This is a genomic window from Aromatoleum sp., assembly GCF_036675785.1.
Taxonomy (GTDB): Bacteria; Pseudomonadota; Gammaproteobacteria; order Burkholderiales; family Rhodocyclaceae; genus Aromatoleum.
Genome location: NZ_JAKFEF010000024.1, coordinates 98,142 through 122,829, shown reverse-complemented (window position 1 = coordinate 122,829; position 24,688 = coordinate 98,142). Strand labels below are relative to the sequence as shown.

Genomic DNA, 24,688 nt, shown 5'->3' with positions numbered 1-24,688 from the left:
GCGGATCGGGGGCGGGGACCGCGGCGGCATCCATGGCGTGTGTTCCCCTCCCCCGACAGGGGATCAGGCCTGCCCGCGGTTCAGGACTTCGAGTCCGACCTTGCCGGCGGCGATTTCGCGCAGCGCGATGACGGTCGGCTTGTCCTTGTCGCCCTTTTCGAGTTCGACCTGCGGCGCGGAACCGATCGTGATCTGGCGCGCGCGGTAGGTCGCGGCGAGCGTCAGCTGAAAGCGGTTCGGAATCCTTTTGAGGCAATCTTCGATCGTGATACGCGCCATAGTTCAGTCCTGTTCAAGAAAATCGAAATAGTGCAGGTGCCGCAGATGCTGGTTCGGGTAGCGCAGCCGCGAGGCCCGCACGACCGCGACAAGGTCATCCACCGCGCACCGCAACTCGTTGTTCAGTATAACGTAGTCGAATTCGCCGATATGCCGCATCTCGCCGCGCGCGCCGAGGAGCCGCCGCGCGATCACGTCGTCGCTGTCGGTGCCGCGGCCGCGCAGGCGCGCTTCGAGTTCTTCGAGCGACGGCGGCAGCACGAACACGCCGACCGCGTCGGGAAACGCCTTGCGCACCTGCTGCGCGCCCTGCCAGTCGATTTCGAGCAGGATGTCGCGGCCTGCGGCGATCTGTTCCTTCAGCCAGACCTTCGACGTCGCGTAGTAGTTTCCATGCACTTCCGCCCATTCGAGGAATTCGCCGCGGTCGCGCAGCTCGCGGAATTCCGCGATGTCGACGAAGTGGTAATCGCAGCCGTGTGCCTCACCGGCGCGCGGTTCGCGCGTCGTGTAGGAAACCGACAGCTGGATCTGCGAATCGCGTTCGAGCAGACCGCGCACCAAGGTCGTCTTGCCCGCCCCCGACGGGGCGGTGATGATGATGAGGGTTCCGGGCATAAGTATTCGTGCTGTCTGGGCGGGCGACGGGTTGTCCCGTCCGAAGGGCATGACGGCCGGCGGGTGGTTCGAATCCCCCCGATCGCCGGCGGGTTTCCGATTGTGCCAGCGGGCAGCGGCTATTACCAAGGGAAGATGCATGGCCGGACGCGGCAGGGGATCGGCGCGAACCCGCGGCACTTCGACCGGCGACACTTCGGCCCGGCGCTGCTGGGGGCGGGAACCATCGGCCGTTACAGCATCCGCTATCGGCCCCGGGACCCGCTCGGCTAAGCTTCCGCTTTGCGCTTCGGATACGCCCGATGTCCCGACCTCTGTTCCTGCTGTTCCGTGTACTGATCACGCTCGGCATGCCCGCTGCGGCCGCTGCGGCCGATGCCCCGCCGCTGCCCGCGCTCGCCGCGGGCGCCGACCGACTGACGGTGTCGGGCATCTCGTCGGGCGGCTACATGGCGGTGCAGTTCCACGTCGCACACTCGACGCTCGTCGACGGCGTCGGCGTCATCGCGGCCGGCCCCTACGATTGCGCGCGTGGCAGCGTGACCCGGGCCTTGAACAACTGCATGTCGCCCGACGCCGGCGCGCTGCCGCCCGACCCGGCGCAGACGATCGCGCGCGTCGACTCCGAAGCGCGGGCAGGGCGTATCGATCCGCCCGCGGGTCTGCGCGGCGATCGTGCGTGGATTCTCGCGCTCGGCGCCGACGCGACGGTCGAACGCCCGGTCGTCGACGCGCTGCTCGGCTTCTACCGCCGCGTGCTCCCGCCGGCAGCGGTGCGTTTCGTCGAAGTGCCGAACGCGGCGCACGGCTTCGTCTCGATCGCCGATCCCCAGGCGAACGGCTGCGACACATCCGAACCGCCGTTCATCAACCGCTGCGGTGACGTCGATGCCGCCGGCCTGCTGCTTGCGCACCTGATCGGACCGCTCACCCCGCCGTCCCCCGCGCCGGACGGCGAGCTGCTGAGCTTCGACCAGCGCCCGTTCGCACCGGTTGCGCCGCTCGAGCTGAGCCTCGCCGACCGCGGCTACGCGTATGTGCCGCGGGCCTGCCGCAACGGAGGGTGCGCGATCCACGTCGCATTCCACGGGTGCCGGCAGACGGAAGCGCAGATCGGACGGCGCTTCGTCGAGGGCGCGGGTTACAACGCGTGGGCCGACACGAACCGGGTCATCGTGCTTTATCCGCAGGTGCGCCCGCGCAGCGGTTTCACGTGGGGCTCGTGGCGCTGGGTCTACAACCCGCGTGGCTGCTGGGACTGGTGGGGTTACACCGGCCCCGCGTACGCGACGCGCGACGGCAAGCAGATCGGCACCGTGCGCGCGATGATCGACCGCCTCGCGCAGCCGCCGGCCGCGTCGCCGCTGGATCACTGACCGGATGGACGCGCACGGTCTTCTCGGCCTGCCGCCCGACGCGGGCGAGCGCGAGGTCAAGCGCGCGTTCCGGCGCCTCGCGATGCGCTGGCACCCGGACCGCAATCCGGACCCCGCCGCGCTTGAACACTTCAAGCGGCTGCGCGCCGCCTACGAAGCGATCCTCGCGCGGCTTGCGGCGGCCAACGACGATCGCTCGGGCGACGACGTGAGCGGCGCCGGAGTTGCTGCGGATGCGACCCGCGACCCGGCCACCGGCGCGACCGGGGAACCGGCGGACGCCGGGCGACGCGGCGAAGGCACTTGCGAGCGCGGGCCGGACCGCTATCAAGAGCTGACGCTGACGATCGAGGAAGCCTTCTTCGGCGGAGAACGGACCGTCGAGGTCGAGGACGCCGTGACGTGCGAACGCTGCGACGGCAGCGGCGTGGAACAGCTGACGCACACGCGGCTGTGCACGGCGTGTCACGGCTCGGGCCGGCTGCGCAGCACGAACGGGCTCGCCGGCTGCGGCGAGTGCGGCGGCCGCGGCTATCTCAGCAAGCAGGCCTGCACCGCGTGCGACGGCACCGGCCGGCGCCGGGGGCGGCGACGGGTATCGGTGACGGTTCCCCCGGGCGTCGTCGACGGCGACGAACTGCGCGTCGCCGGGGCCGGCGACGCGGCGCCTGCCGACGGCGGCTCGCCCGGCCACCTCGTCCTGACCGTCGTCCTCGCGCCGCATCCGCTGTACCGGCTCGACGGGCGCGACCTCGTATTGAGCCGGCCCGTCAGCGCATTCCGGATGCTGCTCGGCGGCGAACTGCCGGTGCCGCTGCCGGACGGAATCCGCCACCTGAAACTCGCGCCGGGCCGCGCCCTGCCGCGCGAACTGAGGGTGCGCGGCGCGGGATTCCCCGGCCGCAAAGGGGTGCCCGCCGGAGCACTGATCGTCAGGCTCGTCCCGGTGTTGCCCGACGCCGCGTCGCCCCGCCTGCGCGCCCTGCTCGAAGAGATCGAGAACGAACTCGCTGCCGGCCACGGCGCGGCGATGCCCGATCTGGCAAACTGGGAGGCGCGCTGGCTCGCAGATCGCGACGACTGACTTGGCAGCGGCATCCCGTTCCGTCTGAACCCGTCGGCCAACGCACGACAGGTTCGTCGAAGTCCTGCAACCGCCCTTCGACGAACCTGTCGGGACCGTGGCCGAGGATTCAGCGCGAACGGTTGTGTTCGATTGCCGGCTTGTCGGAACGGACTTCAACGCCGGCCGACGCCCACACTCTTTCCGCCGCCTCCCGGCTTCCGTCCCTTTCCCCCAGGTTCCCGATGATTCTCGATATCGATCTTGTTTCCGACTTCGTCTGCCCGTGGTGCTTCCTCGGCAAGGTGCGCCTCAACCGCGCGATCGACGAGCTGCGCGCGACGCGCCCGGACCTCGAAGTGCGGGTCAACTGGCTGCCGTTCCTCCTGTACCCGGACACGCCCGCCTCGGGCGAGCCGTATCGCCCGTTCCTCGAAGCGAAGTTCGGCGGAGCCAGGCAGGCGGACGAAGTGCTCGCGCGCGTGGCCGACGCCGCGGCGCCGGACGGCGTGCATTTCGCGTTCGACCGGATGGCGACCCGGCCCAACACGCTGAACGCCCATCGGCTGAGCTACCGCGCGCAGTCGCTCGGCCAGACGCAGCAGCGCGTCGCCGCGCTCGGTGAAGCCCTGTTCGCGGCGCATTTCCAGCAGGGCCGGGATATCGGCGACATCGACACGCTCGTCGACCTCGCCGCGGCAAACGGCGACAACAAGGACGCGGTCCGCGCCTATCTCGAGAGCGACGCAGACACGGCGACCGTCAAACGGATGGCATCGCAGGTCCGGAAACAGGGGATCAGCGGCGTGCCCTTCTTCATCATGAACCGCAAGCTCGCGGTGTCCGGCGCGCAATCCGCGACGGCACTCGGCGCGGCGATCCTCCAGGCGCTCGGATAACGCAACCCGTCGCCGAGGAAGCGCGCTTCGGGGGCAACTAGACCGCCTCGACCGAAGGCCACGCTTACCCGGTCGCTGTCGGAGCCGGGCGGCGAGACCGCGTCCGGGGCGGTGCGCCGGCTCCGCGAGACATCACGACGCCCGACTCGTGCCCGCTAACGCGCGGCGGACGCCGTCCCTTGCTGCGGAACGGAGTGGCAGCGATAGCAGTTGCGATGCGTGACGAATGCGACGCGGTCGTGACACATGCCGCAGAAGCGGCCGCGGAAGATGTCCTCCATGCGGATCGCCGTGCTGCCCGCCTTCTCGGCGAACGGCGCCGGATGGCAGTTGCTGCAGTCGAGCCACTCGGTGTGTGCGCGATGCGGGAAGCGGACGTTCGGCATCTGCTTCGTGTTGCGCATGACGACGTCGAGATCGAGCGGCGCCGGGCGCGGCGCGTCGTCGAGCCGCTGGCGCGGCGTGATCGACTGCGTGCGCAGTGAGGTCATCCAGTCGGGCTTGCCGTCCTGATCCACCGGCAAGCCGCCGAGCGCTTCCCCGGCACGTTGCAGCCGCGTGAAACCCGGATTGTCGCGGTCGTAGAACTCGTCGCGGTCGTCCGCGGGGACCTCGGCCCGGGTCGCCGCGCGAGCCGGTGCGGCGGCAGCGATCGGCGTGTCGGGCGGAATGTCGACGGCCTTCAACCCCGCCTCCGCACCCTGCATCGCGAGGATCCCAACCACGGCGGCGCTCATCACGAACCGCATTCGCTTGCTGCTTCCAGTCATGAAACCCGTGTTCCAACAGTCATCCGCCGCCGACATGCAAGTTCGGCGCCATCGTTTGGCACGCATCTCGCTTTATTTTTCGAATTCTTACAATCGGCGGGTTCGTGGGCAATCCGATTTTGGCGCGTCTTTCCATGACCCGAACGATCCGCGGCCTCCTCTGGGGTACGGCGACGCTGCTGGCGGCCGCGCTCTTCATGTTCGTCTTCGCGACGACGCATTTCGTGCAGGAGCGCTCGATCCGCAAGGACGCGTTCGCGGATGCGGAAGTCCTCGCGCGGGTGACGTTCAACAGCATGTTCCAGCTGATGAGCACCGGCTGGACCCGCGCGCAGCTCGAAGGCTACATCGCCGGCCTCGACACCGCGGTCGCTGGCAGCCCCGCGCGGATCACGATCTTCCGCGGCGAACGGGTGAGCGCGCTGTTCGGGGCGATCGAACAAGACCCGGCGGATCCGACGGTCCGACAGGCGCTCGCGAGCGGCACGCCGGTCGAAAGCTTTCAAGGCAATAGCGCGCGCTTCGTATTCCCGCTCGCCGCGGAGGAACGCTGCCTCGTCTGCCACCGCAACGCCGCGGTCGGGACGATCCTCGGCGCGATCGACGTTTCGCAGTCGGTCGAAGCTGTCATTTCCGAGAATCGGGAACGGATGCTTCTCGCCTACCTGCCGACGATCCCCGTGAGCTTCCTCGCGATCCTGCTCGTCGTCGGCCACATCACGCGGCGGCTCGACGGCGCGATCAGCGCGCTGCGGCAGGAAATCAACGCCGTCAATCGCGTGTCGGACCTGCGCCGGCTCGCCACCGCCGACAATCCTCTCAGCTTCGCGGAGTTCAACCGCATCGGGCACGGCATCCGCCGGATGACGGAGCGCCTGCGCGAAGTCGCGGTCGATCGCGAGCTTCTCGAATTCGAGATCCGGCTGCTCGAACGCTTCGTCATCACCGCGGAGATCGTGCGTGACTGGCGCGAACAGGTCGGCCATCTGCTCGTCGAGATCGACGCGGTGCTGCCGAGCCGCGCGCTCGTGGCGGGGTTCATCGCCGACGACGGCGGATACGAAACCGAAGTGTTCTGGCGCCGCGACGCGGATGCCGGCGCGCGCGAGGCGATGGCGTCGCAGCTGCGCGCGGCGTTCGGACCGATGCACGCACAGAACGCGCCGTGGCTCCCCGTCCGCCACACGATCGCGGACCCGGCCCATCCGCTGTGCGAAAGCGGCGACGGAGCCGATTTTCGTCACCTGCGGCTGCTGACGCTGACGGCCCCGCGCGTCGGCGGCATCGTCGCGATCGGCATCCACGCCTGTCCGACCGACGAACCGTGGCGGCTGCAAGCCGTCGAGGCGGTGCTGTCGACGCTGCTGAATGTCGTCGGCTCGATCAAGGCCATCAACCGCTACGCGGGCGAGCTCGAATACCACGCGACCCGCGACCCGCTGACCGGGCTCTACAACCAGCGCGTGTTCTGGGATTTGCTCGGCGCTCAGGTCGCGCGCAGCCGGCGCCGTGGTCATCCGGCCGGCCTGCTGCTGATCGATCTCGACAACTTCAAGTCGATCAACGACGGGTACGGCCACGCGATCGGCGACACCTTCCTGAAGACGATCGCGGCGGCACTCAAGCAGGCGCTGCGTGCCGAAGACGTCCTCGCGCGATACGGCGGCGACGAGTTCGTCGCGCTGCTGCCGGACACCCCCGCGCAAGAGACGGTTCAGGTCGCGCGACGCATTCTCGACGGCATCGGCGGCACGCGGATCACGACGGAAGACGGCTCGACACTCGCGAGCACGGTCTCGATCGGCATCGCGATGTTCCCCGACCACGCCGACGATGCGCACGACCTCTTCCTGCTCGCGGACAGCATGATGTACCGCGCGAAATCCGGCGGCCGCAACCAGATCGCGGTGCCGAGCCCCGACGATCTCGCCGAGCAGTTCCGAAGCGCCGGCGAGCACACGCTGCGGATTCTCCGCGCAGTCGAACAGCAGCGCATCGAGCCGTTCATCCAGCCGATCCTGGACACCCGCACGAACCGCGTCGTCGCCGTCGAAGTGCTGTGCCGTCTGCGCAGCGAGTCCGGGCAGCTGATCGGGGCGCACGATTTCGTGCCGACGGCCGAACGGCTCGGCATCATGCACCGCATCGATCTCGTCGTGCTGCGCAAGGCGATCGAAGCGCTGACCGCCGAAGGCTTCGACGGGCTGATTTTCGTCAACACGTCGCCGCGCTCGCTGGTGATGGACAAGGTCGTCGAGCAGATGACCGCGATCGTCGCGCGCACCGGCACCGATCCCGCGCGCGTCGTTTTCGAGATCACCGAGCGCGAGGCGCTGCACGACGCGGACCGCTTCGACGCTTTCATCGCCGAACTGCGCGCCCCCGGCTTCAAGCTCGCGCTCGACGACTTCGGCTCCGGCTTCTCGTCGTTTCAGTACCTGAAGCGCATCCCGGTCGATTTCCTGAAGATCGAAGGCGAGTTCATCGCCAACATGATGACGAGCCCGACCGACCATTCGCTCGTCTGCAGCATGGTGTCGCTCGCGCGCGAACTGGGGATCCGCTGCATCGCCGAACACGTCGAAACCGGGCCGATCTTCGAGCAGGTCGCGAGCATGGGGATCGACCTCGCGCAGGGCTATCACATCGGCCGGCCGCGACCCGCGGGCCCCGAGGCGGCGAACGGCGCGCTGCCGGCCCTCGCCGCCTGACGCGGCGGCGGCCCTCGCCGGCAGCCGCTTGTCCGCGTCCGCTGAAAGGCGTGCGCGCGTCTATACTCCGTGCCATGCCCGGCGAACCCGAACTGCCCGCGTTGCCCGAGGAAGAGCTGGAAGAACGCTTCATCCGCTCGTCCGGGCCCGGCGGGCAGAACGTGAACAAGGTCTCGACCGCCGTCGAACTCCGCTTCGACGCGGCGCACTCGCCGTCGCTGAGCGACGAGATCCGCCGGCGCCTGATCGCACTGGCCGGACGACGCGCGACGTCCGACGGCGTGATCGTGCTCACCGCGCAGCGGTTCCGCACGCAGGAGCGCAACCGCGCCGACGCCCGCGCGCGCCTCGCCGAACTGATCGGCCGTGCGCGCGAGGCGCCGACGCCGCGCGTCGCGACGAAGCCGACGAAGGCGTCGATGAAGCGCCGCCTCGAAAGCAAGCGCGCGCAGGGAGAGCGCAAGCGGCAACGCGCCGGACGCGGTTCCCTGGATTCTTCCGACTGACCGGCGGAAGGATCCGAACCCTCAACGAAAAAGGACAGACCGATGAACGAACACCCTCTGCGTCGGCTCGCCGCCGCGTGCGCCCTCGCCGCCATCGTCTTCGGGCTCGCGCCCGGCTCGGGCCGGGAGGCGCGCGCCGAACAGGTCGGCGAAGTCTCGACCGTCTGGAAGCTGATCGGCCCCGATCACAAGGTCGTCGTCGAGGCGTACGACGACCCGCGGGTCGACGGCGTGACCTGTTACGTGTCGCGGGCAAAGACCGGGGGGGTGTCGGGCGCGGTCGGTCTCGCGGAGGACCGTTCCGACGCGTCGATCGCCTGCCGCCAGGTCGGGGCGATCCGCGTGCGCGAAGCGCTGCCGCGGCAGGAGGAAGTGTTCTCCGAACGCTTGTCGGTGCTGTTCAAGCGATTGCAGGTCGTGCGGATCGTCGACCCGAAGCGGAACGTGCTCGTCTATCTGACCTATTCGGACAAGCTCATCGAGGGGAGCCCGAAGAACAGCGTGACCGCAGTGGCCGTCGATCCCTCGACGCCGATCGCGTTGCGCCGCTGACGCGGCCGATGCGGCTTCGGTCGGCGCCCCGGGATTTCGCCGAAGAAGAAAACCGGGGAACGTGCTCCACGCCCCGGTTTCCCGTCTTTATTGAATGACGCGCACCGCGCCGGCGAAGACGATTTCGCCGAACGTGCGATTGAGCGAGCTGCTCTTGAAGTCGCGCATCACCATTCCGCTGTCCCAGCTCACCTTGTCACCGGCCTTGACCTGCGTCTCCGGCGCCGCGACCCACAGCGTCGAGCCGTTCTGCTCGACTTCGAGGTAGCTGTAACCGCCGGCTTTTGCGGCGCTCTTCACGATGCCGACGCTTTGCGCCGAAGCCGCTGCGGTGTCCGAAGCGCTCGCGGTGGCCGCAGCGTGCGGCGCGGCGGCCTGCTGGCCGGGTTGGACGCCGTGCGGCGCGACGCCGGTCGTCGCCCCGCCCGCCGGGCCCCACGCGTTGACGAACAGGATCTCGTCGAACACGCGGCCGAGCGATTTCGCGTTGAAGTTGGTCATCACCGCGTAGTCGCCCCACTGCACCGTGTCGCCCGGCCGCACGTCGATATGCCCGCCGGCAATCCACACCTGCTGCCCCGGGGTGGTTTCGACTTGCGCGTACGTGTAGCCGCCGCCCTGCTCGAGCTGCACGACTTTGCCCGAGTTCGGCGTCGCGGCCTGGCTTGCGACGGGACCGGAAGCGGGCGCAGCGGACTGCGGAGCCTCCGCCGCCGGCGCGGCAGGCTCTTCCTTTTTCGAACACGCGGCGAGTCCGACCGATGCGGCGACAGCGAGCAACAACCAACGATTCACAAGAATTCTCCGATTGGGGCAGCACCGGATGGCCTGCCGTGGAAACGAATTTCGACATTTGGCGCCGCACTGGCCGAAGCGTACGGCGCCCGTCGAAAAGCAAGACGCGTTCCCGCTGAAGCGCGAACTGCGTTCAGGCATGCAGCGCCGCCGCGTGGTGGCGCAGGTGCTCCTCGATGAAGCTCGCGATGAAGTAGTAGCTGTGGTCGTATCCGGGCTGCATCCGCAGGACGAGAGGATGGCCGGCCGCCGCCCAGGCGGCGCGCAGCGCCGGTGCCACGCGGGCTCGTGTCGGGCGCGACGAGCGCGACGCCGAGTTCGGCTGCGACGTGACGCCGCAGCCGAGCAGGCAGACCTTGTCGAGCGGCGCCTCCTTCGGGATCTTCGCGACGGCGATCTCGGGCAGCACCGTGTATTCCGAGAACGTCGACGTCCCCCATGTAATGCAGGGTCGGCTTGCCGTCCTTCGAGAAGCGGCTCGTGCCGTCGGGCATCAGCGCTTTGCCCTGCGTCGCGCGGATCGCCTGGCACAGGTTCGTCTTGCCCGAGCGGCAGAACTTGCACTCGCCGCACTCGGGCGTGTAGAGCGGAATCACGTGGTCGCCGACCGCGACCGACTTCACGCCGGCGCCGACCGCCTCGACGATGCCGCCGCCCTCGTGGCCGAGGATCGCCGGGAGACGCCTTCCGGATCGGCGCCGGACAGCGTGTAGGCGTCGGTGTGGCAGACGCCGGTGGCGACGATGCGCACGAGCACTTCGCCGGCTCGCGGCGGTGCGACGTCGACTTCGGTGACGTCGAGAGGCTGTTTCGCGGCCCAGGCGATTGCAGCGCGGGATTTGATCATTTTGTTTTCTCCGTCGGTCGAGCAAGGTTTTCGGCGCGGGCGCCTGCAGGGTTGGCAGCGCGCGTCGTCCGCAATGGGCGTCGCCCGCGCTGTCGGCGAAAGCGCGGGGAGGCGGCATAATGTGCGGCGCCGTCGAAGAGTATCAGGCATCGACGGTAGCTTGCAGCGCGGGCGGCGACGCCCGTGCGGCCGGGGCATTTCAGGCCGATCGGTGTATCGGCTGCCCCGCAAGCGGTCCGAGTACCGCACAGGGCGTGGGGCGCGCGAACGCGTCGCCTCGTTTAAATCTCGGCGGCTTCCGCGCCGGGGTGGCTGACATCAATCGGGAGACGACATGTCCGACCTCAGTCGCGCGTCGCGAAGGCGTGCGCTCGCCGCTCTGGGCGGCCTCGCGGCCCTCGCCGCCGCGCCACCGGCGTTCCCCGCCACCTCGCGCGTCGCCGCCGATGCCGCCGATGCCGGCCTCGCCGGCCGCTTCGAAGCGATCGATCTGCAAAGCCCCGCGCCCGCCGCGTTGCGCGCCGCGCTCGAACCGTTGCGCGCCCGCCCGGTGCTCGTGAATTTCTGGGCGAGCTGGTGCGAGCCGTGCCGCGCCGAGATGCCCGCGCTCGTCATGCTCGACGAGACCGAGCCCGGCCTCGCGCTCGTCACCGTCGCGGTCGCCGACCGCCTCGACGACGTGCGCCGCTTCTTCGACGATCACCGCCTCGCGCCTGCGGTCGTCCTCGACCCGGAACAGGTCATCGCCCGCGCGTGGGACGTGCGCTACCTGCCGACGACGCTCCTCCTCGACCGCGCGCACCGCCCGCGCCACCGCGTGCGTGGCGAACTCGACTGGCGCGACGCCGCCGTGCGCCGCCACCTCCGAACGCTCGCTGCCGCGCGCGGCGACTCACCCCGAGACTGACAGGACCCTTGCCATGAACCGCCGAAACTTCCTCCGCACGACCGCCATCGCCACGAGCTTCGCACTGCCCGCCTGGAGCCGCGCTGCCGCGCCGGCGACATCGGCCGCCTTCGCGCCCCACCCCGAAAACGGCTGGCGGATCTTCGAACTGACGACTCGCGTCGAACCCGCCGCAAGCGGCCCGACGAGCGTCTGGGTGCCGCTGCCGTCCGTCTCCGATGCCGACTGGATCCGCCCGATGGGCAACCTGTGGCGGGGCAATGCGCCGACGATGAATGTCGTCAGCGACGCCGAGTACGGCGCGTCGATGCTGCACGCCGAGTGGCCGGACGCCGACCAGGCGGTCCTCGAGATCGTCAGCCGCTTCGCGACGCGCGACCGTGCCGTCGATCTTTCCCGCCCGGGCGCCGTGCGCCCGCTGCCGGACGCCGACCGGGCGCTCTACACGCGCGCGACGGCGCTGATCCCGACCGACGGCATCGTGCTCGACACCGCGACCGAGATCGTCGGGCGCGCCCGCAGCGACGAGGACAAGGCGCGCGCGATCTACGAGTGGGTCGTCGACAACACCTTCCGCAATCCGCAGACGCGCGGCTGCGGCCTCGGCGACGTGCGCGCGATGCTCGAAGCCGGCGACCTGTCCGGCAAGTGCGCCGACCTGAACGCGCTGTATGTCGGGCTCGCGCGCGCCGCCGGCCTGCCGGCGCGTGATGTCTATGGCCTGCGCGTCGCCAACTCGCGCTTCGGTTACAAGAGCCTCGGCAAGAGCGGCGACGTGTCGAAGGCGCAGCACTGCCGCGCCGAAGTCTGGCTCGATCGCTTCGGCTGGGTGCCGGTCGACCCGGCGGACGTGCGCAAGGTCGCGCTCGAGGAGCCGCCCGGCCAGCTCGCGATCGACGACGCGAAAGTCGTCGCGGCGCGCAAGACGCTCTTCGGCGCGTGGGAAATGAACTGGCTCGGCTACAACTTCGCGCACGACGTGCGCCTGCCCGGGAGCCGCGGCCCGGCCGTGCCCTTCCTGATGTATCCGCAGGGCGAAAGCGCCGGCCGCCGCTTCGACAGTCTCGACCCGTCGGCCTTCCGCTACACGCTCACCGCGACCGAGATCAGCGCGGCCTGAGCGACGGCCTGAGCCACGCGCGGAAGCGCCGCGCGAATTCCGGCATCGCGGCGCACAGCGCGACCGCGACGCCGGCGTTCAGCAGCGCGCCGACCATCAGGAGTTCGGCGACCGTCAGGCCGGCGGCGAGCAGGGCCGCGCCCATGCCGGCCGCGACGACCATGAACAGTGCGTTGAGGATGTTGTTGCCGGCGATCACGCGCGAGCGGTGCCCCGGCTCCGAGCGCGACTGCACGAGCGTGTAGAGCGGCACGATGAAGAAGCCGCCGAAGGCGCCGATCATCAGCAGGTCGAACAGCACGCGCCAGGTGCCGGCCACCGCGAGCAGCGCGCCGAGTTCCAGCGGCACGCCGGACGCCGCGGGGACCGGACTCGCCCACCACAGATCGAGCGCGAACAGCGTCAGGCCGATCGAGCCGAACGGCACGAGGCCGACTTCGAGGTGCTTGCCCGACAGCCGCTCGCACGCGAGCGAGCCGACGCCGATGCCCACCGAGAACACCGCGAGCAGCAGCGTCACCGCGTGCTCGTCGCCGCCGAGCACGTCCTTCGCGTAGCCCGGAAACTGCGCGAGGAACAGCGCGCCGTAGAACCAGAACCACGAGATGCCGAGCACGCCGACGAAGACGTCGCGGTTCTCCCGCACGAAGCGCAGGTTGCGCACCGTCTCGGTCAGCGGATTCCAGTTGATCGCGAGCTGCGGGTCGGCGGCCTGGGCGTGCGGGATGCCGCGGCTCGCGAGGTAGCCGAGCACCGCGATCGCGACGACCGCGGCCGACACCCAGCGCGCGCCGTCGGGCAGCGCGATCAGCACGCCGCCGCCGATGGTGCCGAGCAGGATCGCGACGAAGGTGCCCGAGCCGACGAGCGCGTTGCCGCCGACGAGCTCGTCCTCTTTCAGATGCACCGGCAGCAGCGCGTACTTCACCGGGCCGAAGATCGACGACTGCGCGCCCATCAAGAACAGCGTCGCGAGCATCAGCGCGAGCGAATCGATCGCGAACGCGACGACCGCGAGGCCCATGACCGCGATCTCGAACAGCTTCGTCAGCCGGATCAGCCGGCTCTTCTCGTACTTGTCCGCGAGCTGGCCCGACGTCGCCGAGAACAGGAAGAACGGCAGGATGAAGAGCCCCGCCGCGAGATTGACGAGCACGCCGGGCGACACCGTCGTGTAGCGCGCCGCTTCGAACGTGATCAGCACGACGAGTGCGTTCTTGTACACGTTGTCGTTGAACGCGCCGAGGAACTGCGTGACGAAAAACGGCAGGAAGCGCCGTTCGTTCATCAATCGGAATTGGGTGGTCATGATCCTGCCATCGGTTTCGAGCAGCGCGGATTGTGCCACCGCGCCGGCCACCGGCGGCAGGAACCGTCAGACCGCCTTGCCGATCCGCCCCATGAGCCCGCGCACCGTCTCGTGCAGGTCCGCCGGCAGCACGACGAGCTTCGCATTGTCGGCGGCACCCATGCGCTCGATCGACGCGATGTACTTCTCGCCGAGCAGATACATCATCGGCCCGGCCTCGTTGCCGACTGCGGCGGCGACGCGCCGGATCGCCTCGGCCGACGCCTCGGCGAGCATGACCTGCGCGTTCGCGTCGCGTTTCGCCGATTCGAGCCGCGCCTCCGCTTCGAGGATCGCCGACTGCTTCGCGCCTTCGGCGCGCGTGACGACCGCCTTGCGTTCGCGCTCGGCCGCCGCCTGCATCTCCATCGCGCGCTGCATCGATTCGGACGGCTTGATGTCCTGGATCTCGACCGACTTCACCGTGAGCCCCCAGTCGACCGCCTCGTCGGCGATGCTCTCGCGCAGCCGCGCCTTGATCTTGTCGCGCGACGACAGCGCCTCGTCGAGTTCCATCTCGCCGACGATCGAGCGCAGCGTCGTCATGATCAGGTTGCGGATCGCCTCCGAGAAATCGGTGACACCGTACACCGCCTTCACCGGGTCGGTGACTTTCACGAACGCGATCGCGTTCGTCAGGATCACCGCATTGTCGCGCGTGATGACTTCCTGCTCCTGCACGTCGAGGATGATGTCCTTCGTCACGAGCTTGTACGCGACGTTGTCGAGGTACGGAATGATCAGGTTCAGCCCCGGCTTCAGCGTGCCGTGGTATTTGCCGAGCCGCTCGACGATCCATTCCTCGCCCTGCGGCAGGATGCGCACACCTTTCGCGAGCGTGACGACGACGAAAATCAGTACTGCGATGACGACCAGCAACCCTTCGCTCACGTTTCCCCCTTTATGCCTTCGTGACTTTCAAGAAACTGCCTTGGACCGCGACGACCCGCACCCGCTCCCCGGCCGGAATCGCGGCTTCCGACAGGCATACCCATTCTTCGGCGCCGAGCACCGGTCGCTGGAAGCGCACCTTGCCGCGCGAAAACGGTGCGACCGCGCCGACGAGCAGGCCGATTTCGCCGATCACCTCGCCGTCCGCGGTGCCGATGCGCGTCTTGTGCAGACCGGGCTTGAACACGCGGAACCACAGCGACACCATCACGAGCGACGCGACGGTCCACAGCGCGAGCTGCGCGGTCAGCGACAGGCCGGGTGCCGCGAGCAGCACGCCGGCGACGACGAGCCCGCCGAAGCCGAACCAGATGATGAAAAATGCCGGGATCGCCAATTCCGCCAGGATCAGCAACAGACCAGCGATCGCCCAGTGCCACCATTCGGGATTCATAACGCCCTCCTTGCCGCGATTGTATGCGGGGGGCGCGACGGAGGGGGGCGGATGACGGTCGGGATGTGACGTAGTGGTCGGCGCGCCGCTTCGGCCGGCGCCCGTACGGCAGCGGCCGACTCCTCGTCGAGGAAATCGTCGGGGCCGGCGGCGAAGCGTTTTTTTCAGCGCGACGAACGCGGCTCAGTGGCCGGGCTGCAGCCTCCCGAATGCGTCGCGGGCCCGCACTTCCTTTCGCCACCCCCCGTGCACGCTCGCGCTGCCCGGGGCGGGGTGCAGGACGTTGCCGCAACCGATCGCAGCCGGGGTGGGCGCGAACTGCTCGCGCGCGAAAGCGAACGCGAGGAGCCGGCCGACGAGGCGCGGCGCGAGCGCGAGACCGAGGAGCGCGAGCCGCGTCGCGGCGCCGACGACGATTTCACCGCGCGGATGCCGGACCGCGCGCACCAGCGCGCGGGCGACTTTCTCGGGACTATCGACCGGCCCGACCGGCCGGATGCCGCGTCCGCTGAAATTCGCGGCCTGGCGCAGCAGCGGCGTGTCGACGTGCGCCGGCACGACGGTGCAGACGTCGATGCGCGCGGTCCCGTCGAGCGCGAGCTCCCGCCGCAGGCTGTCCGACCATCCGAGGATCGCGAACTCGCTCGCGCTGTATGCGCTGCGGTACGGCACGCCGACGCGCCCGCCGAGCGAGGCGACGTTGATCAGCGTACCGCGCCCCTGGCGGTGGAACAGCGGCAGCACCGCGCGCGCGCCGTGGATGTAGCCGAAGAGGTTCGTCTCGATGACGCGGCGGTACGCCTCCGACGGACAGTCGTCGAACTTGCCGACCATCAGGACGCCGGCGTTGTTGATCCACGCGTCGATGCGCCCGTAAGTGCCGACCGCGCGGTCGACGAGCCCACGGAGCGCCGCCTCGTCGGCGACGTCGGCCGCGATCGCGATCGCCTGTCCGCCGCGCCGCCGGCATTCGTCGCACAGCGCCCGCAGCACCCGTTCCCGCCGCGCGACGAGGATCAGCTTCGCGCCCTCTGCGGCGAACCGCAGCGCCGCCGCCCGCCCGATGCCGCTCGACGCGCCGGTGATCGCGACGACGGCATCCTCGATTCGTATTGCCATGATGTCCTCTCCATCGATCTCCCGCTTCGGACGCAATCGGCGTGCCGCTCCGGCTGGCGCGAAGGCGACACTGGCGCCGGGACTCGACTGCATCGCGAGCAGAACCTTTACCATCGCGTTGCCCGCCGCCTTGTCGATCACGTTCGGACCGGGCATTGCCGGCGTTCGTTCCGGCGCTTCCACGACGGCGGGACGGCAGTCCGTCAATCCGCCGCGCAGCACACGCGGGCGGTCACCGATCCAGTCCGTTCCGCCGGCCACCCGAAGAACGCCCCGACGCCCATGACCCTATCGACCAGTCAGATCGCCACCCTCGCCGCCGCGTGGCTCGCCTACGCCGTCGTGCATTCCGTGCTCGCCTCGCTGACGGTCAAGCACCGGGTCGAGGCGCGCTTTCCGGGCGCGATGCGAAGCTACCGGCTGATGTTCAATGCCGTCGCGGTCGTACTCCTCGTGCCGCCGCTGTGGCTGACGGTCGCGTGGCACGGGCCGCTGCTGTGGCGCTGGAGCGGCGGCTGGGCGTGGCTCGCCGACGGCCTCGCGCTCGCGGCGATCGCCGGCTTCGTCTGGTCGACGCGCTACTACGACATGAAAGTGTTCGCGGGCACGGCGCAGTGGCGCAGCCGCGATGCCACGGCGGGCGACGACGGTGCGCTGCGGCTGTCGCCGCTGCATCGCTACGTGCGGCACCCGTGGTACGCGTTCGCGCTGGTGATCCTGTGGACGCGCGACATGGACGCCGCGCGGCTGACGAGCACGATCTGCGTGACGCTGTATTTCTGGCTCGGCTCGCTGCTCGAGGAGCGCAAGCTGCTCGAATTCCACGGCGACGCGTACGCGCGCTACCGGCAGCGGGTGAATGGCCTGGTGCCGTGGCCCGGGAGGATTCTCGGCGCAGCCGAGGCGGAGGCGCTGACCCGCGACGCGCAAGAGGCGCACGGGAAGCCCCAGGGCGGGCGGCACGGCGACCCGCGACGAGCACCGCGGTCGTCGCCGTAGTGTTGCGCGGGGGAACCGCGTCGGCGGGTCGTCGTCGCGCGCTCCCGCACGCGGCGATGAATGAAAGACGGTGGAGTCGCCGCATCCGAACGAAGGCCGGCACCGTTGCCGGCGCGGGCCTTCGAATCGTGACGCGTCTACGTCAGAACTGCGTGCTGAGCGTCAGCCGCGCGTTGAGCGGCGCGCCCGGGCTGATGTTGTTGTCGCTGTGCGCGGTCGGGAAGTATTCCTTGTCGGTGAGGTTCTCGACGTTGAGCGCGAGGCGCGTCTTGCGATCGTTGAAGGTGTAGTAGACCGCGCCGTCGACGCGGGTGAAGGACGGCAGCTTTACCGAATTGGTGGTCGACGTATAGCTCGACGACTGGTTAATCAGGCCGAGGCCGGCACCCCACCCGTAGCCGAGATCGAAGCGGTTCCAGATCGACGCCATATGCTCGGGGACCAGTGCAATCTGCGTCCCCTTCGGTACCGTGGTCGACTTCGTGATTTCAGAGTCGAGGTTCGCGTAGCCAGCAAAGATCTGCCACCACGGCGTAATCTCACCCTGCAGCCCGATTTCAAAGCCCTCCGTCCGCTGCTCGCCAGTCTGTATGAAGGACCCGAGGTTGACCGGATCGGGGGCTCGGACATTCTCTCGATCCAAGCGGAATACCGCTGCGGACAGGGTCAGTGACGGAGCGAGATCCCAGCGAGCGCCAACTTCATAGTTGATCGCCTCCTCGGGTTTGAGGTCTTCCGTATCCGGATTGATGCTGAGCTGTTCGCCGGATGGCAGGAACGCATAGCTGTAGCTCGCGTAGTAGGTCTGCGCCGGGGTCGGCGTCCAGATCAGGCCGAAACGCGGGCTCACTTCCTCGTCGGTGCTCGACGCGTCGGCGTTCACCGGACGCTTGTCGTCCAAGTCCACTTCGAACTTGTCGTAGCGCAGGCCGGCGAGCACCTTCCACTGCTCGTTCAGCGCGATCTGGTCCTGCAGGTACGCTGCGAACGTTTCCGACTCGACGTTGTTGTTCGCGTCGCCCCCGGTTGGGGTGACAACAGGAATGAAGCGGATCGCCGTCGCGAACGGATTGCTTGCCGGCACGATGTTCGTGCCCGGTGCGAACTGACCGGTCTTGCGGCGGCTGTCGCTGTCCTGATAGCCGAGTTCGATGCCGGCGAGCAGCGTGTGCTGGAGGCCGCCGGTCGCGAACTTCGTCGTCAGATCGGTCTGGTTGAAGACGTTCAGGCGGTCGTTCGAATTGCTGTAGGCCGAAATCGAGAGGTTCCCCGCGCCGTTGATCGCACTGCCGGCGAAGACGTTCTGATAGAACTTGTCGTACTGCGCCGCGCGGAAGCTGTTCTTCAGCTGCACGCCGCCGAAGTCGTGCTCAAGCACCGCGGTGAGCGCGTCCACGCCGGTGCGCGACTCGCTCTGGTCGGCGTTGCCGAAGAAGCGGCTGCGGCTGTCGTCGAACGGCTCGCCGTTCTGCGACGGCACGCCGCGGTCCGCGGTGCGTTCGTCGCGGAAATGTTCGAAGCCGAAGGTCAGCGCGGTGTTGCCGCCCGGCGTGAAGGTGATCGTCGGATTGACGCCGTAGCGCTCGAGATCGACGCCGTCGCGGAAGCTGTTCGCCTTCTCGGCCACCGCATTCAGGCGCCAGGCGGCTACGTCGTTGATCCTGTTGCCGACGTCGACGGTGCCGCGCAGCTGGTCCCAGCTGCCGACGGTGAGGCTCGCTTCGCCGATGGGTGCGAACGTCGGCCGCTTCGTCACGCGATTGACGACGCCGCCGGCGCCGCCGCGTCCGAACACCATGCCGCCCGGCCCTTTCAGCACTTCGACGCGCTCGGCGTTGTAGAGGTCGCGGAAGATCTGCGCGTCGTCGCGGATGCCGTTCACGAAGAAGTCGGCCGTCGTGTTGTTGCCGCGGATCACCATCTGGTCGCGGTTGCCTTCGCCCTGCGCGGCGGTCGTCCCCGGCACGTAGCGCAACACGTCCGCCATGCCGCGCATCCCCTGGTCCTCGATGACCTCTTCCGGCACGACGGTGATCGACGCCGGCACTTCCTTCAGCGGCGTATCGGTCTTCGTGAAGGTCGCCGAGCGCGTCGCACGGTAGCCCTGCACCGGACCGTCGGCGCGCTCGGCTTCGCCATTGACGAGCACCGGCGCGAGCACCGCATCGGCGGCATACGAGACGTTGGCGGCGCCGAGCGCGGCGCATACGGCGACGGCCGCCGGCCTCATGCGGATCTGAAACGACATCTGTGTTGCTCCTCGCTGAATGTTCGGCTGGCTTGGAGAGATGTCGCCTGGCTTGCCGGGAATCGAAACCTGTTCGGGATGCCGGGAGAACCCGGGCATAAGTGAGAACGATTCGCATCATAAATGTGAAACATTCTCATACGCAAGTAGTTCGCAATTGCATTCCGGCCGGAACCCCGCCACCGGTCGATCGGCCTAATAACGTTCCCGACGATCGTCGTCCGAAGGACCACTACATGACCTACGAACTCTATTACTGGCCCGGAATCCAGGGGCGCGGCGAATTCGTCCGGCTCGCGCTCGAGGAAGCGGGGGCCGATTACTTGGACGTGGCGCGTCGGCCGGAAGCCGAGGGCGAGGGGATCGGCGCGCTCACTGCGCTGGTCGACGATCCGGGTTGCGAGCGTCCGCCCTTTGCGCCGCCGTTCCTGAAGGCGGGCGAGCTCGTGATCGGCCAGACCGCGGCAATTCTGCTGTTTCTCGGCCCGCGGCTCGGCCTCGCGCCGCCCGACGACGCCGGCAAGCTATGGGCGCACCAGCTGCAGCTGACGATCGCCGACGTCGTCGCCGAGGCGCACGACGTCCACCACCCGATCGCGGGGAGCCTCTACTACGAAGATCAGAAACCCGAGGCAGCGCGGCGCGCGGCGGACTTGACGCAAGTGCGCATGTCGAAATTTCTCGGCTATTTCGAACAGGTCGTCGCGCGCAACCATTGCCGAACCGGGTGGACGATCGGCGATGCGCTGGGCTACGTCGACCTGTCGCTGTTCCAGCTCGTCGCCGGCCTGCGCTACGCGTTCCCGAACTCGATGGCGCGGCTCGAACCGGCGCTTCCGCGCCTCGCCGACCTCCACGTCCGCGTCGCCGCGCGGCCGAACATCGCCGCCTATCTCGCGTCACCCCGCCGCCAGCCGTTCAACGAGTCCGGCATTTTCCGCCACTACCCCGAACTCGACCCGTGATCACCGCCGGCGCTCTTATCGTCGTAGTAGTGCAGCGCGGGAAAAACGCCGTCCTCGCGCAATTCGAGCACGCCCCACGAATAGCGCGGATTCGTCCGCTTGTCAGTCGGCGAGCCGGGATTCATCACCCAGACGTCGCCGTGACGGGCGCAGTACGGCGCGTGACTGTGGCCGAACAGGATCACGTCCACCTCGGCGGGCGCGAATGCGCCGAGCGCCCGCGCGAGCGTGGTCCTGCCGTCACCGTCGCCGTGCGTCATCCCGATCCTCACGCCTCCGACGTCGAGCACTTTGCGCCGGCCGAAGCGTTGCTGCAGCTCGGGCCCGTCGTTGTTGCCGGCGACCGCGTCGAACGGCGCGACCGCGGCGAAGCGTTCTGCGACTTCGGGCGCCGTGAAATCGCCGAGATGCAAGATCAGCGCGACCTCCTCGCGGGCGAACCCCTCGCGCAGCGCAAGCGGCAGCGCCTTCGCGAAGCGCGGCATGTGCGTGTCGGAGACGACGGCGATTTTCATGGCTGGATGAGCAGGGTGACAGGGCGCCGGAAACCGGCGGCTCCGGAGGACGAGTCGGGAGGACGGGGGTCGGACAGCAGATGCGAGGGGCACGTTCATCAAGCGCGCGCCCGTCGAGCGGCGGACTGCTGATGTGCGGACGCTACGCACTGTTCGGACCCTCGTCGCGGCTGCGCGAGCAGTTCGGCACCCAGACGGAATTCGAGTGGGCCGACACCTACAATGTGGCGCCAAGCCAGAGGGTCCCGGTGATCCGCGCGGCGGAGTGCGGCCGCCGCGAGATCGTGCTGGCACAATGGGGACTGCTGGCGTCGTGGGTCGCTGCAGTCGGCCAGGCGCGCCGGCCGGTGAACGCGAAGCTCGAAACGGCGGCGGGCAAGCCGATGTTCCGCGCCGCATTTCGGCACTCGCGCGTCCTCGTGCCCGCGTGCGGTTTCTATGAATGGCGGCCGGGGCCGGACTCCAAGCAGCCGTATTTCATTCGCTCCGCGGGCGGCGAGTCGCTGCTCGGCTTCGGTGGCCTCCTCGAGTGCCGCGATGGCTCGGACGGGCCGGTTCGATCGTTCGCGATCCTGACGACGGCCGCGAACGAGTCCATCGCGCCAATCCACGAGCGAATGCCGGTCATCATCGCGCCGGAGAATTACGCTGACTGGCTCGACCCGGAGGTCACCGACGTCGCCCTGCTCGTCGAAATCGCGCAGCACTGCGACCCCGAGCGGATCGAGGCATTTCCGGTCGACGGCGCGGTCGGCAACGTCCGCGCCCAGGGACCGCAACTCGTGGCACCGCTGGCGCCCGCGACGGGCGGACCTTGGGCAGCGGACGTTTCGGCGCAGACGGATCGGCCCCGTCGCTCGCTCGGGGACGCGAAAAGATGATCGCTTGTCCTGCCCCGCGTCCGGCGCTCCGGTTCCGGCTTGCCTCGCGCGGCGTAGCCGTATACCCTCGCCGCTCAAAGTAGAGTCCAAAATAGATCTTTAAAGGAAGTTTCCCCAATGCCCTCTCCCCGCACAATCGAACTCGTCAAGGCCACCGTCCCGGCGCTGCAGGCGCACGGGCTGGCGTTGACGACCCATTTCTACGACCGCCTGTTCTCGAACGAACCCGAGCTGAAGAACATCTTCAACCTCGGCAACCAGGCCGGCGGCCAGCAGCAGCAGGCGCTGGCGCTGGCCGTGCTCGCGTACGCGCAGAACATCGAGAACCCGTCGGCGCTCGCGCCGGTCGCATCGCGCATCGCGCACAAGCACGCGAGCATCGGCATCCGGCCGGACCACTACCCGATCGTCGGGCGGCATCTGCTCGCGTCGATCCGCGAGGTGCTCGGCGAGGCCGCGACCGACGAGATCATCGCCGCGTGGGCCGAAGCCTACGGCGAGCTTGCCGACGTGCTGATCGCCGCCGAGACCGAGCTGTACCGCGCGTCGGCGACGGCCCCGGGCGGCTGGAGCGGATGGCGCGAGTTCGTCGTCGACCGCAAGGTGCGCGAGAGCGAGCTGATCACGTCGTTCTACCTGCGCCCGGCCGACAGCGGCGCGCTGCCGCCGTTCGTCCCCGGCCAGTTCATCAGCATCGTGCTGTACATCCCGGAGCTCGGCGTCGAGCAGATCCGGCAGTACAGCCTGTCCGAAGCGCCGAACACCGGCTATTTCCGCATCTCGGTGAAGCGCGAAGGCCAGGACCCGGCCGGCGCGGTGTCGAACCGGCTGCACGACGCGGTCGCGATCGGCGAAACGCTGCGGTTGTCGCCACCCTACGGGGACTTCTACCTGCACGAGGAGCGCGACACGCCGGTCGTGCTCGTCAGCGGCGGCGTCGGGCTGACGCCGATGGTCAGCATGCTGAACGCGCTGGCGCCGACGACCCGGCGCGCGGTGTTCGTGCACGGCGCGCGCAACGGGCGCGTGCATGCGCTGAAAGGCCACGTCGAGCAGCTCGCGGCCGACCGGGCGCACGTCGAACATGTCGTGTTCTACGACGCGCCGGCCGCGGACGACGTCGCCGGACGCGACTACCACTTCGAAGGCATCGTCGACCTCGAACGGATCCGCGCGCGCGTCGAACTCACCGATGCCGACTACTACCTGTGCGGCCCGCTGCCGTTCATGCTGAAGCAGCGCGACACGCTGCTCGGCTGGGGGATCGGGCGCGACCGGATCCATTACGAAGTGTTCGGGCCCGACCAGCAGATCGCCGCGTAGGCGAAGCCCCCCGGCCGCCCGTGTCGGGGGCGGCAGCCCTTGCGGGACGAGCGTCGCTGCGCGGCGAAGCGGGACGACGTGCCGGCGCCGCCACTCGTCCCGCCACTCGTCCCACTTACAAGCCCTTGTAACTTCTCCCACTGCGAACTACGTTGAAGCGGGGCGAAAACCAGCAAGCGTGCCGCCCGGCCTAACGCGCTCCGCGGCCGACATCTGCCCGTTATGGGGCACACCCATTGCTGAGAGCGAACGGTCTGATGGCCGGCGTACCGAACGCCGCCTGTTTCCAGACACGTTACACCCCCGTTTTAATTGCCAGCTGAGGAGACGTCGAAATGAGATCGCAGCGCGAGCATGGACATGGTCAGCAGGGTTACGACCAGGAACGGTCCGGTCAGCATTCGCAACAGGGCCAACAGGGCTGGGGCCAGCAGCCACAGCAGAGCTACGGCCAGCAAGGTTACGGACAACATCAGTCGCAGCAGGGCATCGGCCAAGGCTACGGCCAGCAGGGCTACGGCCAGCAGCACGAACAAGGGTTCGGACAGCAAGGCTACGGACAGCAGCAGCCGCAGCAGGGGTTCGGCCAAAGTTACGGACAGCAGGGCTACGGCGAGCACGGCTACGGGCAGCAGCACGAACAGGGCATCGGGCAGCAGGGATGGGGCCAGCAGTCCCAGCAGGGATACGGGCAAGGCTACGGCCAGCATCAGCCGCAGCAAGGCCTCGGCCAGAGCTACGGGCAGCAGGGCTTCGGCCAGCAGCAACCGCAGCAGACTTACGGGCAGCAAGGCTACGGGCAGTACCAGCCGCAGCAGGGGATGGGACAAAGCTACGGCCAGCAGCACGAGCGCGGTTTCGGCCAGCAGCAGGGGTATGGCAACCAGCAGGGCTACGGCATGTCCGGCCAGCAGGATTGGGGACAGCAGTCGCAGCAGGGCATGATGGGTGGCCAGACCCAGACGAGCAGCGGCTACGGCGGATTCCGCGGCGGGATGCAGGCCGGCTGGGGCCAGACCGAAACGTCGCGCACTCGCAAGGGGCCGAAGAACTACGCGCGCTCGGATGAGCGTATCCGCGAAATGGTCTGCGAGCGCCTCGTCGACGAGCAGGGCATCGACGTGAGCGAAGTCAGCATCGAAGTGAAGAACGGACGCGTGGAACTGGAAGGCACGGTACCGAGCCGCCAGATGCGCCATCGCATCGAAGACATCGTCGACGACTGCTGGGGCGTGCAGGACATCGAAAACCGCCTCCGCGTCGAGACGCAGCAGTCGGGCCAGGAATTGCGCAGCGGCAGCGAACAGGGCCGCACCGGCTCGTCGTCCGGCGGTTTCTCGGGCCTTTCAGGGTCGTCCTCGACGAAGTCGGGCTCGGAATCCCGCGGCAAGGGCAAGGAAGAGTAGCCGTAACGGAATCGGCCGGCGCCGCGACGAGCGGGCCGGCCGTGATGACAGCCGCAGCGGTCGCTGCGGCTTTTTTTGTGGCATCTTTCGCAGCGT

At 68.7% G+C, this 24,688-nt stretch carries 23 protein-coding genes and 2 pseudogenes; 13 read left to right on the top strand and 12 right to left on the bottom strand.

What is annotated here, in order from left to right; translation table 11 throughout:
* Positions 1–63: 63 nt before the first annotated feature.
* Together rpoZ and gmk are read right to left on the bottom strand one after the other, a co-directional pair.
* Entirely contained in the window at positions 64–279 is a 216-nt protein-coding gene (rpoZ, locus tag V6M37_RS06530) for a DNA-directed RNA polymerase subunit omega (RefSeq protein ID WP_332671718.1), read from the bottom strand.
* A gap of 3 nt (positions 280–282) precedes the next feature.
* Positions 283–897 carry a guanylate kinase gene (gene gmk / locus V6M37_RS06525; RefSeq protein ID WP_332671717.1) on the bottom strand — a complete coding sequence of 205 codons (615 nt, stop codon included), beginning with the start codon at positions 895–897 and terminating at the stop codon, positions 283–285.
* Between the two features lie 302 nt (positions 898–1,199).
* On the opposite strand from gmk, the gene V6M37_RS06520 reads away from it, so the two are divergent.
* From V6M37_RS06520 to V6M37_RS06510, 3 genes are all read left to right on the top strand, one after another.
* Positions 1,200–2,273 (top strand): extracellular catalytic domain type 2 short-chain-length polyhydroxyalkanoate depolymerase, encoded by a 1,074-nt coding sequence (locus V6M37_RS06520; RefSeq protein ID WP_332671716.1) that lies wholly within the window; start codon positions 1,200–1,202, stop codon positions 2,271–2,273.
* 4 nt (positions 2,274–2,277) lie between these two features.
* Positions 2,278–3,357, top strand: a complete 1,080-nt coding sequence (locus tag V6M37_RS06515; protein ID WP_332671715.1) for a DnaJ C-terminal domain-containing protein — start codon at positions 2,278–2,280, stop codon at positions 3,355–3,357.
* A gap of 224 nt (positions 3,358–3,581) precedes the next feature.
* Positions 3,582–4,235 carry a DsbA family oxidoreductase gene (locus V6M37_RS06510; protein WP_332671714.1) on the top strand — a complete coding sequence of 218 codons (654 nt, stop codon included), beginning with the start codon at positions 3,582–3,584 and terminating at the stop codon, positions 4,233–4,235.
* A 155-nt stretch (positions 4,236–4,390) separates the two neighbouring features.
* Here the strand turns inward: V6M37_RS06510 and V6M37_RS06505 are convergent, their stop codons facing one another.
* The gene (locus V6M37_RS06505) at positions 4,391–4,984 is read right to left on the bottom strand and encodes a c(7)-type cytochrome triheme domain-containing protein (RefSeq protein WP_332671713.1); all 594 of its coding nucleotides are present in this window, start codon (positions 4,982–4,984) and stop codon (positions 4,391–4,393) included.
* A 155-nt stretch (positions 4,985–5,139) separates the two neighbouring features.
* On the opposite strand from V6M37_RS06505, the gene V6M37_RS06500 reads away from it, so the two are divergent.
* From V6M37_RS06500 to V6M37_RS06490, 3 genes are all read left to right on the top strand, one after another.
* Positions 5,140–7,716, top strand: a complete 2,577-nt coding sequence (locus V6M37_RS06500; protein ID WP_332671711.1) for a putative bifunctional diguanylate cyclase/phosphodiesterase — start codon at positions 5,140–5,142, stop codon at positions 7,714–7,716.
* Positions 7,717–7,790: 74 nt separating this feature from the next.
* Entirely contained in the window at positions 7,791–8,222 is a 432-nt protein-coding gene (arfB, locus tag V6M37_RS06495) for an alternative ribosome rescue aminoacyl-tRNA hydrolase ArfB (RefSeq protein WP_332671710.1), read from the top strand.
* A 42-nt stretch (positions 8,223–8,264) separates the two neighbouring features.
* Entirely contained in the window at positions 8,265–8,774 is a 510-nt protein-coding gene (locus V6M37_RS06490; RefSeq protein WP_332671709.1) for a CreA family protein, read from the top strand.
* A gap of 87 nt (positions 8,775–8,861) precedes the next feature.
* On the opposite strand, the gene V6M37_RS06485 is transcribed toward V6M37_RS06490, so the two are convergent.
* The 3 genes and pseudogenes from V6M37_RS06485 to V6M37_RS06475 all read right to left on the bottom strand — a co-directional run.
* On the bottom strand, positions 8,862–9,569 hold the full coding sequence (locus V6M37_RS06485) for a GW dipeptide domain-containing protein (protein ID WP_332671708.1): 708 nt from the start codon (positions 9,567–9,569) through the stop codon (positions 8,862–8,864).
* 133 nt (positions 9,570–9,702) lie between these two features.
* Positions 9,703–9,840 (bottom strand): annotated as a pseudogene (locus V6M37_RS06480) (S-formylglutathione hydrolase); the annotation flags it as partial.
* Positions 9,841–9,894: 54 nt separating this feature from the next.
* Positions 9,895–10,416 (bottom strand): annotated as a pseudogene (locus tag V6M37_RS06475) (alcohol dehydrogenase catalytic domain-containing protein); the annotation flags it as partial.
* Between the two features lie 334 nt (positions 10,417–10,750).
* On the opposite strand from V6M37_RS06475, the gene V6M37_RS06470 reads away from it, so the two are divergent.
* Both V6M37_RS06470 and V6M37_RS06465 read left to right on the top strand, forming a co-directional pair.
* Positions 10,751–11,323: a TlpA family protein disulfide reductase gene (locus V6M37_RS06470; RefSeq protein ID WP_332671707.1), complete on the top strand. Its 573-nt coding sequence runs from the start codon at positions 10,751–10,753 to the stop codon at positions 11,321–11,323.
* Between the two features lie 13 nt (positions 11,324–11,336).
* On the top strand, positions 11,337–12,443 hold the full coding sequence (locus V6M37_RS06465) for a transglutaminase-like domain-containing protein (RefSeq protein ID WP_332671706.1): 1,107 nt from the start codon (positions 11,337–11,339) through the stop codon (positions 12,441–12,443).
* Here the strand turns inward: V6M37_RS06465 and V6M37_RS06460 are convergent.
* The 4 genes from V6M37_RS06460 to V6M37_RS06445 all read right to left on the bottom strand — a co-directional run bounded on the left by V6M37_RS06460 (position 12,430) and on the right by V6M37_RS06445 (position 16,411).
* Positions 12,430–13,752 carry an MFS transporter gene (locus tag V6M37_RS06460; RefSeq protein ID WP_332671705.1) on the bottom strand — a complete coding sequence of 441 codons (1,323 nt, stop codon included), beginning with the start codon at positions 13,750–13,752 and terminating at the stop codon, positions 12,430–12,432. The genes V6M37_RS06465 and V6M37_RS06460 overlap by 14 nt on opposite strands.
* Before the next feature lie 66 nt (positions 13,753–13,818).
* Positions 13,819–14,682 (bottom strand): SPFH domain-containing protein, encoded by an 864-nt coding sequence (locus V6M37_RS06455; RefSeq protein WP_332671704.1) that lies wholly within the window; start codon positions 14,680–14,682, stop codon positions 13,819–13,821.
* A gap of 10 nt (positions 14,683–14,692) precedes the next feature.
* The gene (locus V6M37_RS06450; protein WP_332671703.1) at positions 14,693–15,136 is read right to left on the bottom strand and encodes an NfeD family protein; all 444 of its coding nucleotides are present in this window, start codon (positions 15,134–15,136) and stop codon (positions 14,693–14,695) included.
* A gap of 183 nt (positions 15,137–15,319) precedes the next feature.
* Complete coding sequence (locus V6M37_RS06445) at positions 15,320–16,411, bottom strand: SDR family oxidoreductase (protein WP_332671702.1); 1,092 nt, start codon at positions 16,409–16,411, stop codon at positions 15,320–15,322.
* A gap of 126 nt (positions 16,412–16,537) precedes the next feature.
* On the opposite strand from V6M37_RS06445, the gene V6M37_RS06440 reads away from it, so the two are divergent.
* Positions 16,538–17,254, top strand: a complete 717-nt coding sequence (locus V6M37_RS06440) for a methyltransferase family protein (protein WP_332671701.1) — start codon at positions 16,538–16,540, stop codon at positions 17,252–17,254.
* 142 nt (positions 17,255–17,396) lie between these two features.
* Here V6M37_RS06440 and V6M37_RS06435 read toward each other — a convergent pair whose 3' ends face one another.
* Positions 17,397–19,502, bottom strand: a complete 2,106-nt coding sequence (locus tag V6M37_RS06435; protein WP_332671700.1) for a TonB-dependent receptor — start codon at positions 19,500–19,502, stop codon at positions 17,397–17,399.
* A 236-nt stretch (positions 19,503–19,738) separates the two neighbouring features.
* Here V6M37_RS06435 and V6M37_RS06430 point away from each other — a divergent pair, with 236 nt between their 5' ends.
* A complete protein-coding gene (locus V6M37_RS06430) occupies positions 19,739–20,467 on the top strand; it encodes a glutathione S-transferase (protein ID WP_332671699.1) in 729 nt (242 codons plus the stop codon).
* Here the strand turns inward: V6M37_RS06430 and V6M37_RS06425 are convergent.
* Positions 20,446–20,982, bottom strand: coding sequence for a metallophosphoesterase family protein (locus tag V6M37_RS06425; protein ID WP_332671698.1), 537 nt, complete (start codon positions 20,980–20,982; stop codon positions 20,446–20,448). The genes V6M37_RS06430 and V6M37_RS06425 overlap by 22 nt on opposite strands.
* 131 nt (positions 20,983–21,113) lie before the next feature.
* Between V6M37_RS06425 and V6M37_RS06420 the strand changes: the two genes are divergently transcribed.
* The 3 genes from V6M37_RS06420 (at position 21,114) to V6M37_RS06410 (ending at position 24,592) form a co-directional block, all read left to right on the top strand.
* Positions 21,114–21,863 carry an SOS response-associated peptidase gene (locus tag V6M37_RS06420; RefSeq protein WP_332671697.1) on the top strand — a complete coding sequence of 250 codons (750 nt, stop codon included), beginning with the start codon at positions 21,114–21,116 and terminating at the stop codon, positions 21,861–21,863.
* Positions 21,864–21,980: 117 nt separating this feature from the next.
* Positions 21,981–23,186: an NO-inducible flavohemoprotein gene (gene hmpA, locus V6M37_RS06415; protein WP_332671695.1), complete on the top strand. Its 1,206-nt coding sequence runs from the start codon at positions 21,981–21,983 to the stop codon at positions 23,184–23,186.
* A 335-nt stretch (positions 23,187–23,521) separates the two neighbouring features.
* A complete protein-coding gene (locus tag V6M37_RS06410) occupies positions 23,522–24,592 on the top strand; it encodes a BON domain-containing protein (RefSeq protein ID WP_332671694.1) in 1,071 nt (356 codons plus the stop codon).
* Positions 24,593–24,688: the final 96 nt, after the last annotated feature.

Coding starts and splice junctions, on each gene's coding strand:
- rpoZ (WP_332671718.1), bottom strand. CDS start 279: ATGGCGCGTATCACGATCGAAGATTGCCTCAAAAGGATTCCGAACCGC.
- gmk (WP_332671717.1), bottom strand. CDS start 897: ATGCCCGGAACCCTCATCATCATCACCGCCCCGTCGGGGGCGGGCAAG.
- V6M37_RS06520 (WP_332671716.1), top strand. CDS start 1,200: ATGTCCCGACCTCTGTTCCTGCTGTTCCGTGTACTGATCACGCTCGGC.
- V6M37_RS06515 (WP_332671715.1), top strand. CDS start 2,278: ATGGACGCGCACGGTCTTCTCGGCCTGCCGCCCGACGCGGGCGAGCGC.
- V6M37_RS06510 (WP_332671714.1), top strand. CDS start 3,582: ATGATTCTCGATATCGATCTTGTTTCCGACTTCGTCTGCCCGTGGTGC.
- V6M37_RS06505 (WP_332671713.1), bottom strand. CDS start 4,984: ATGCGGTTCGTGATGAGCGCCGCCGTGGTTGGGATCCTCGCGATGCAG.
- V6M37_RS06500 (WP_332671711.1), top strand. CDS start 5,140: ATGACCCGAACGATCCGCGGCCTCCTCTGGGGTACGGCGACGCTGCTG.
- arfB (WP_332671710.1), top strand. CDS start 7,791: ATGCCCGGCGAACCCGAACTGCCCGCGTTGCCCGAGGAAGAGCTGGAA.
- V6M37_RS06490 (WP_332671709.1), top strand. CDS start 8,265: ATGAACGAACACCCTCTGCGTCGGCTCGCCGCCGCGTGCGCCCTCGCC.
- V6M37_RS06470 (WP_332671707.1), top strand. CDS start 10,751: ATGTCCGACCTCAGTCGCGCGTCGCGAAGGCGTGCGCTCGCCGCTCTG.
- V6M37_RS06465 (WP_332671706.1), top strand. CDS start 11,337: ATGAACCGCCGAAACTTCCTCCGCACGACCGCCATCGCCACGAGCTTC.
- V6M37_RS06460 (WP_332671705.1), bottom strand. CDS start 13,752: ATGACCACCCAATTCCGATTGATGAACGAACGGCGCTTCCTGCCGTTT.
- V6M37_RS06450 (WP_332671703.1), bottom strand. CDS start 15,136: ATGAATCCCGAATGGTGGCACTGGGCGATCGCTGGTCTGTTGCTGATC.
- V6M37_RS06445 (WP_332671702.1), bottom strand. CDS start 16,411: ATGCCCGGTCCGAACGTGATCGACAAGGCGGCGGGCAACGCGATGGTA.
- V6M37_RS06440 (WP_332671701.1), top strand. CDS start 16,538: ATGACCCTATCGACCAGTCAGATCGCCACCCTCGCCGCCGCGTGGCTC.
- V6M37_RS06435 (WP_332671700.1), bottom strand. CDS start 19,502: ATGTCGTTTCAGATCCGCATGAGGCCGGCGGCCGTCGCCGTATGCGCC.
- V6M37_RS06430 (WP_332671699.1), top strand. CDS start 19,739: ATGACCTACGAACTCTATTACTGGCCCGGAATCCAGGGGCGCGGCGAA.
- V6M37_RS06425 (WP_332671698.1), bottom strand. CDS start 20,982: ATGAAAATCGCCGTCGTCTCCGACACGCACATGCCGCGCTTCGCGAAG.
- V6M37_RS06420 (WP_332671697.1), top strand. CDS start 21,114: ATGTGCGGACGCTACGCACTGTTCGGACCCTCGTCGCGGCTGCGCGAG.
- hmpA (WP_332671695.1), top strand. CDS start 21,981: ATGCCCTCTCCCCGCACAATCGAACTCGTCAAGGCCACCGTCCCGGCG.
- V6M37_RS06410 (WP_332671694.1), top strand. CDS start 23,522: ATGAGATCGCAGCGCGAGCATGGACATGGTCAGCAGGGTTACGACCAG.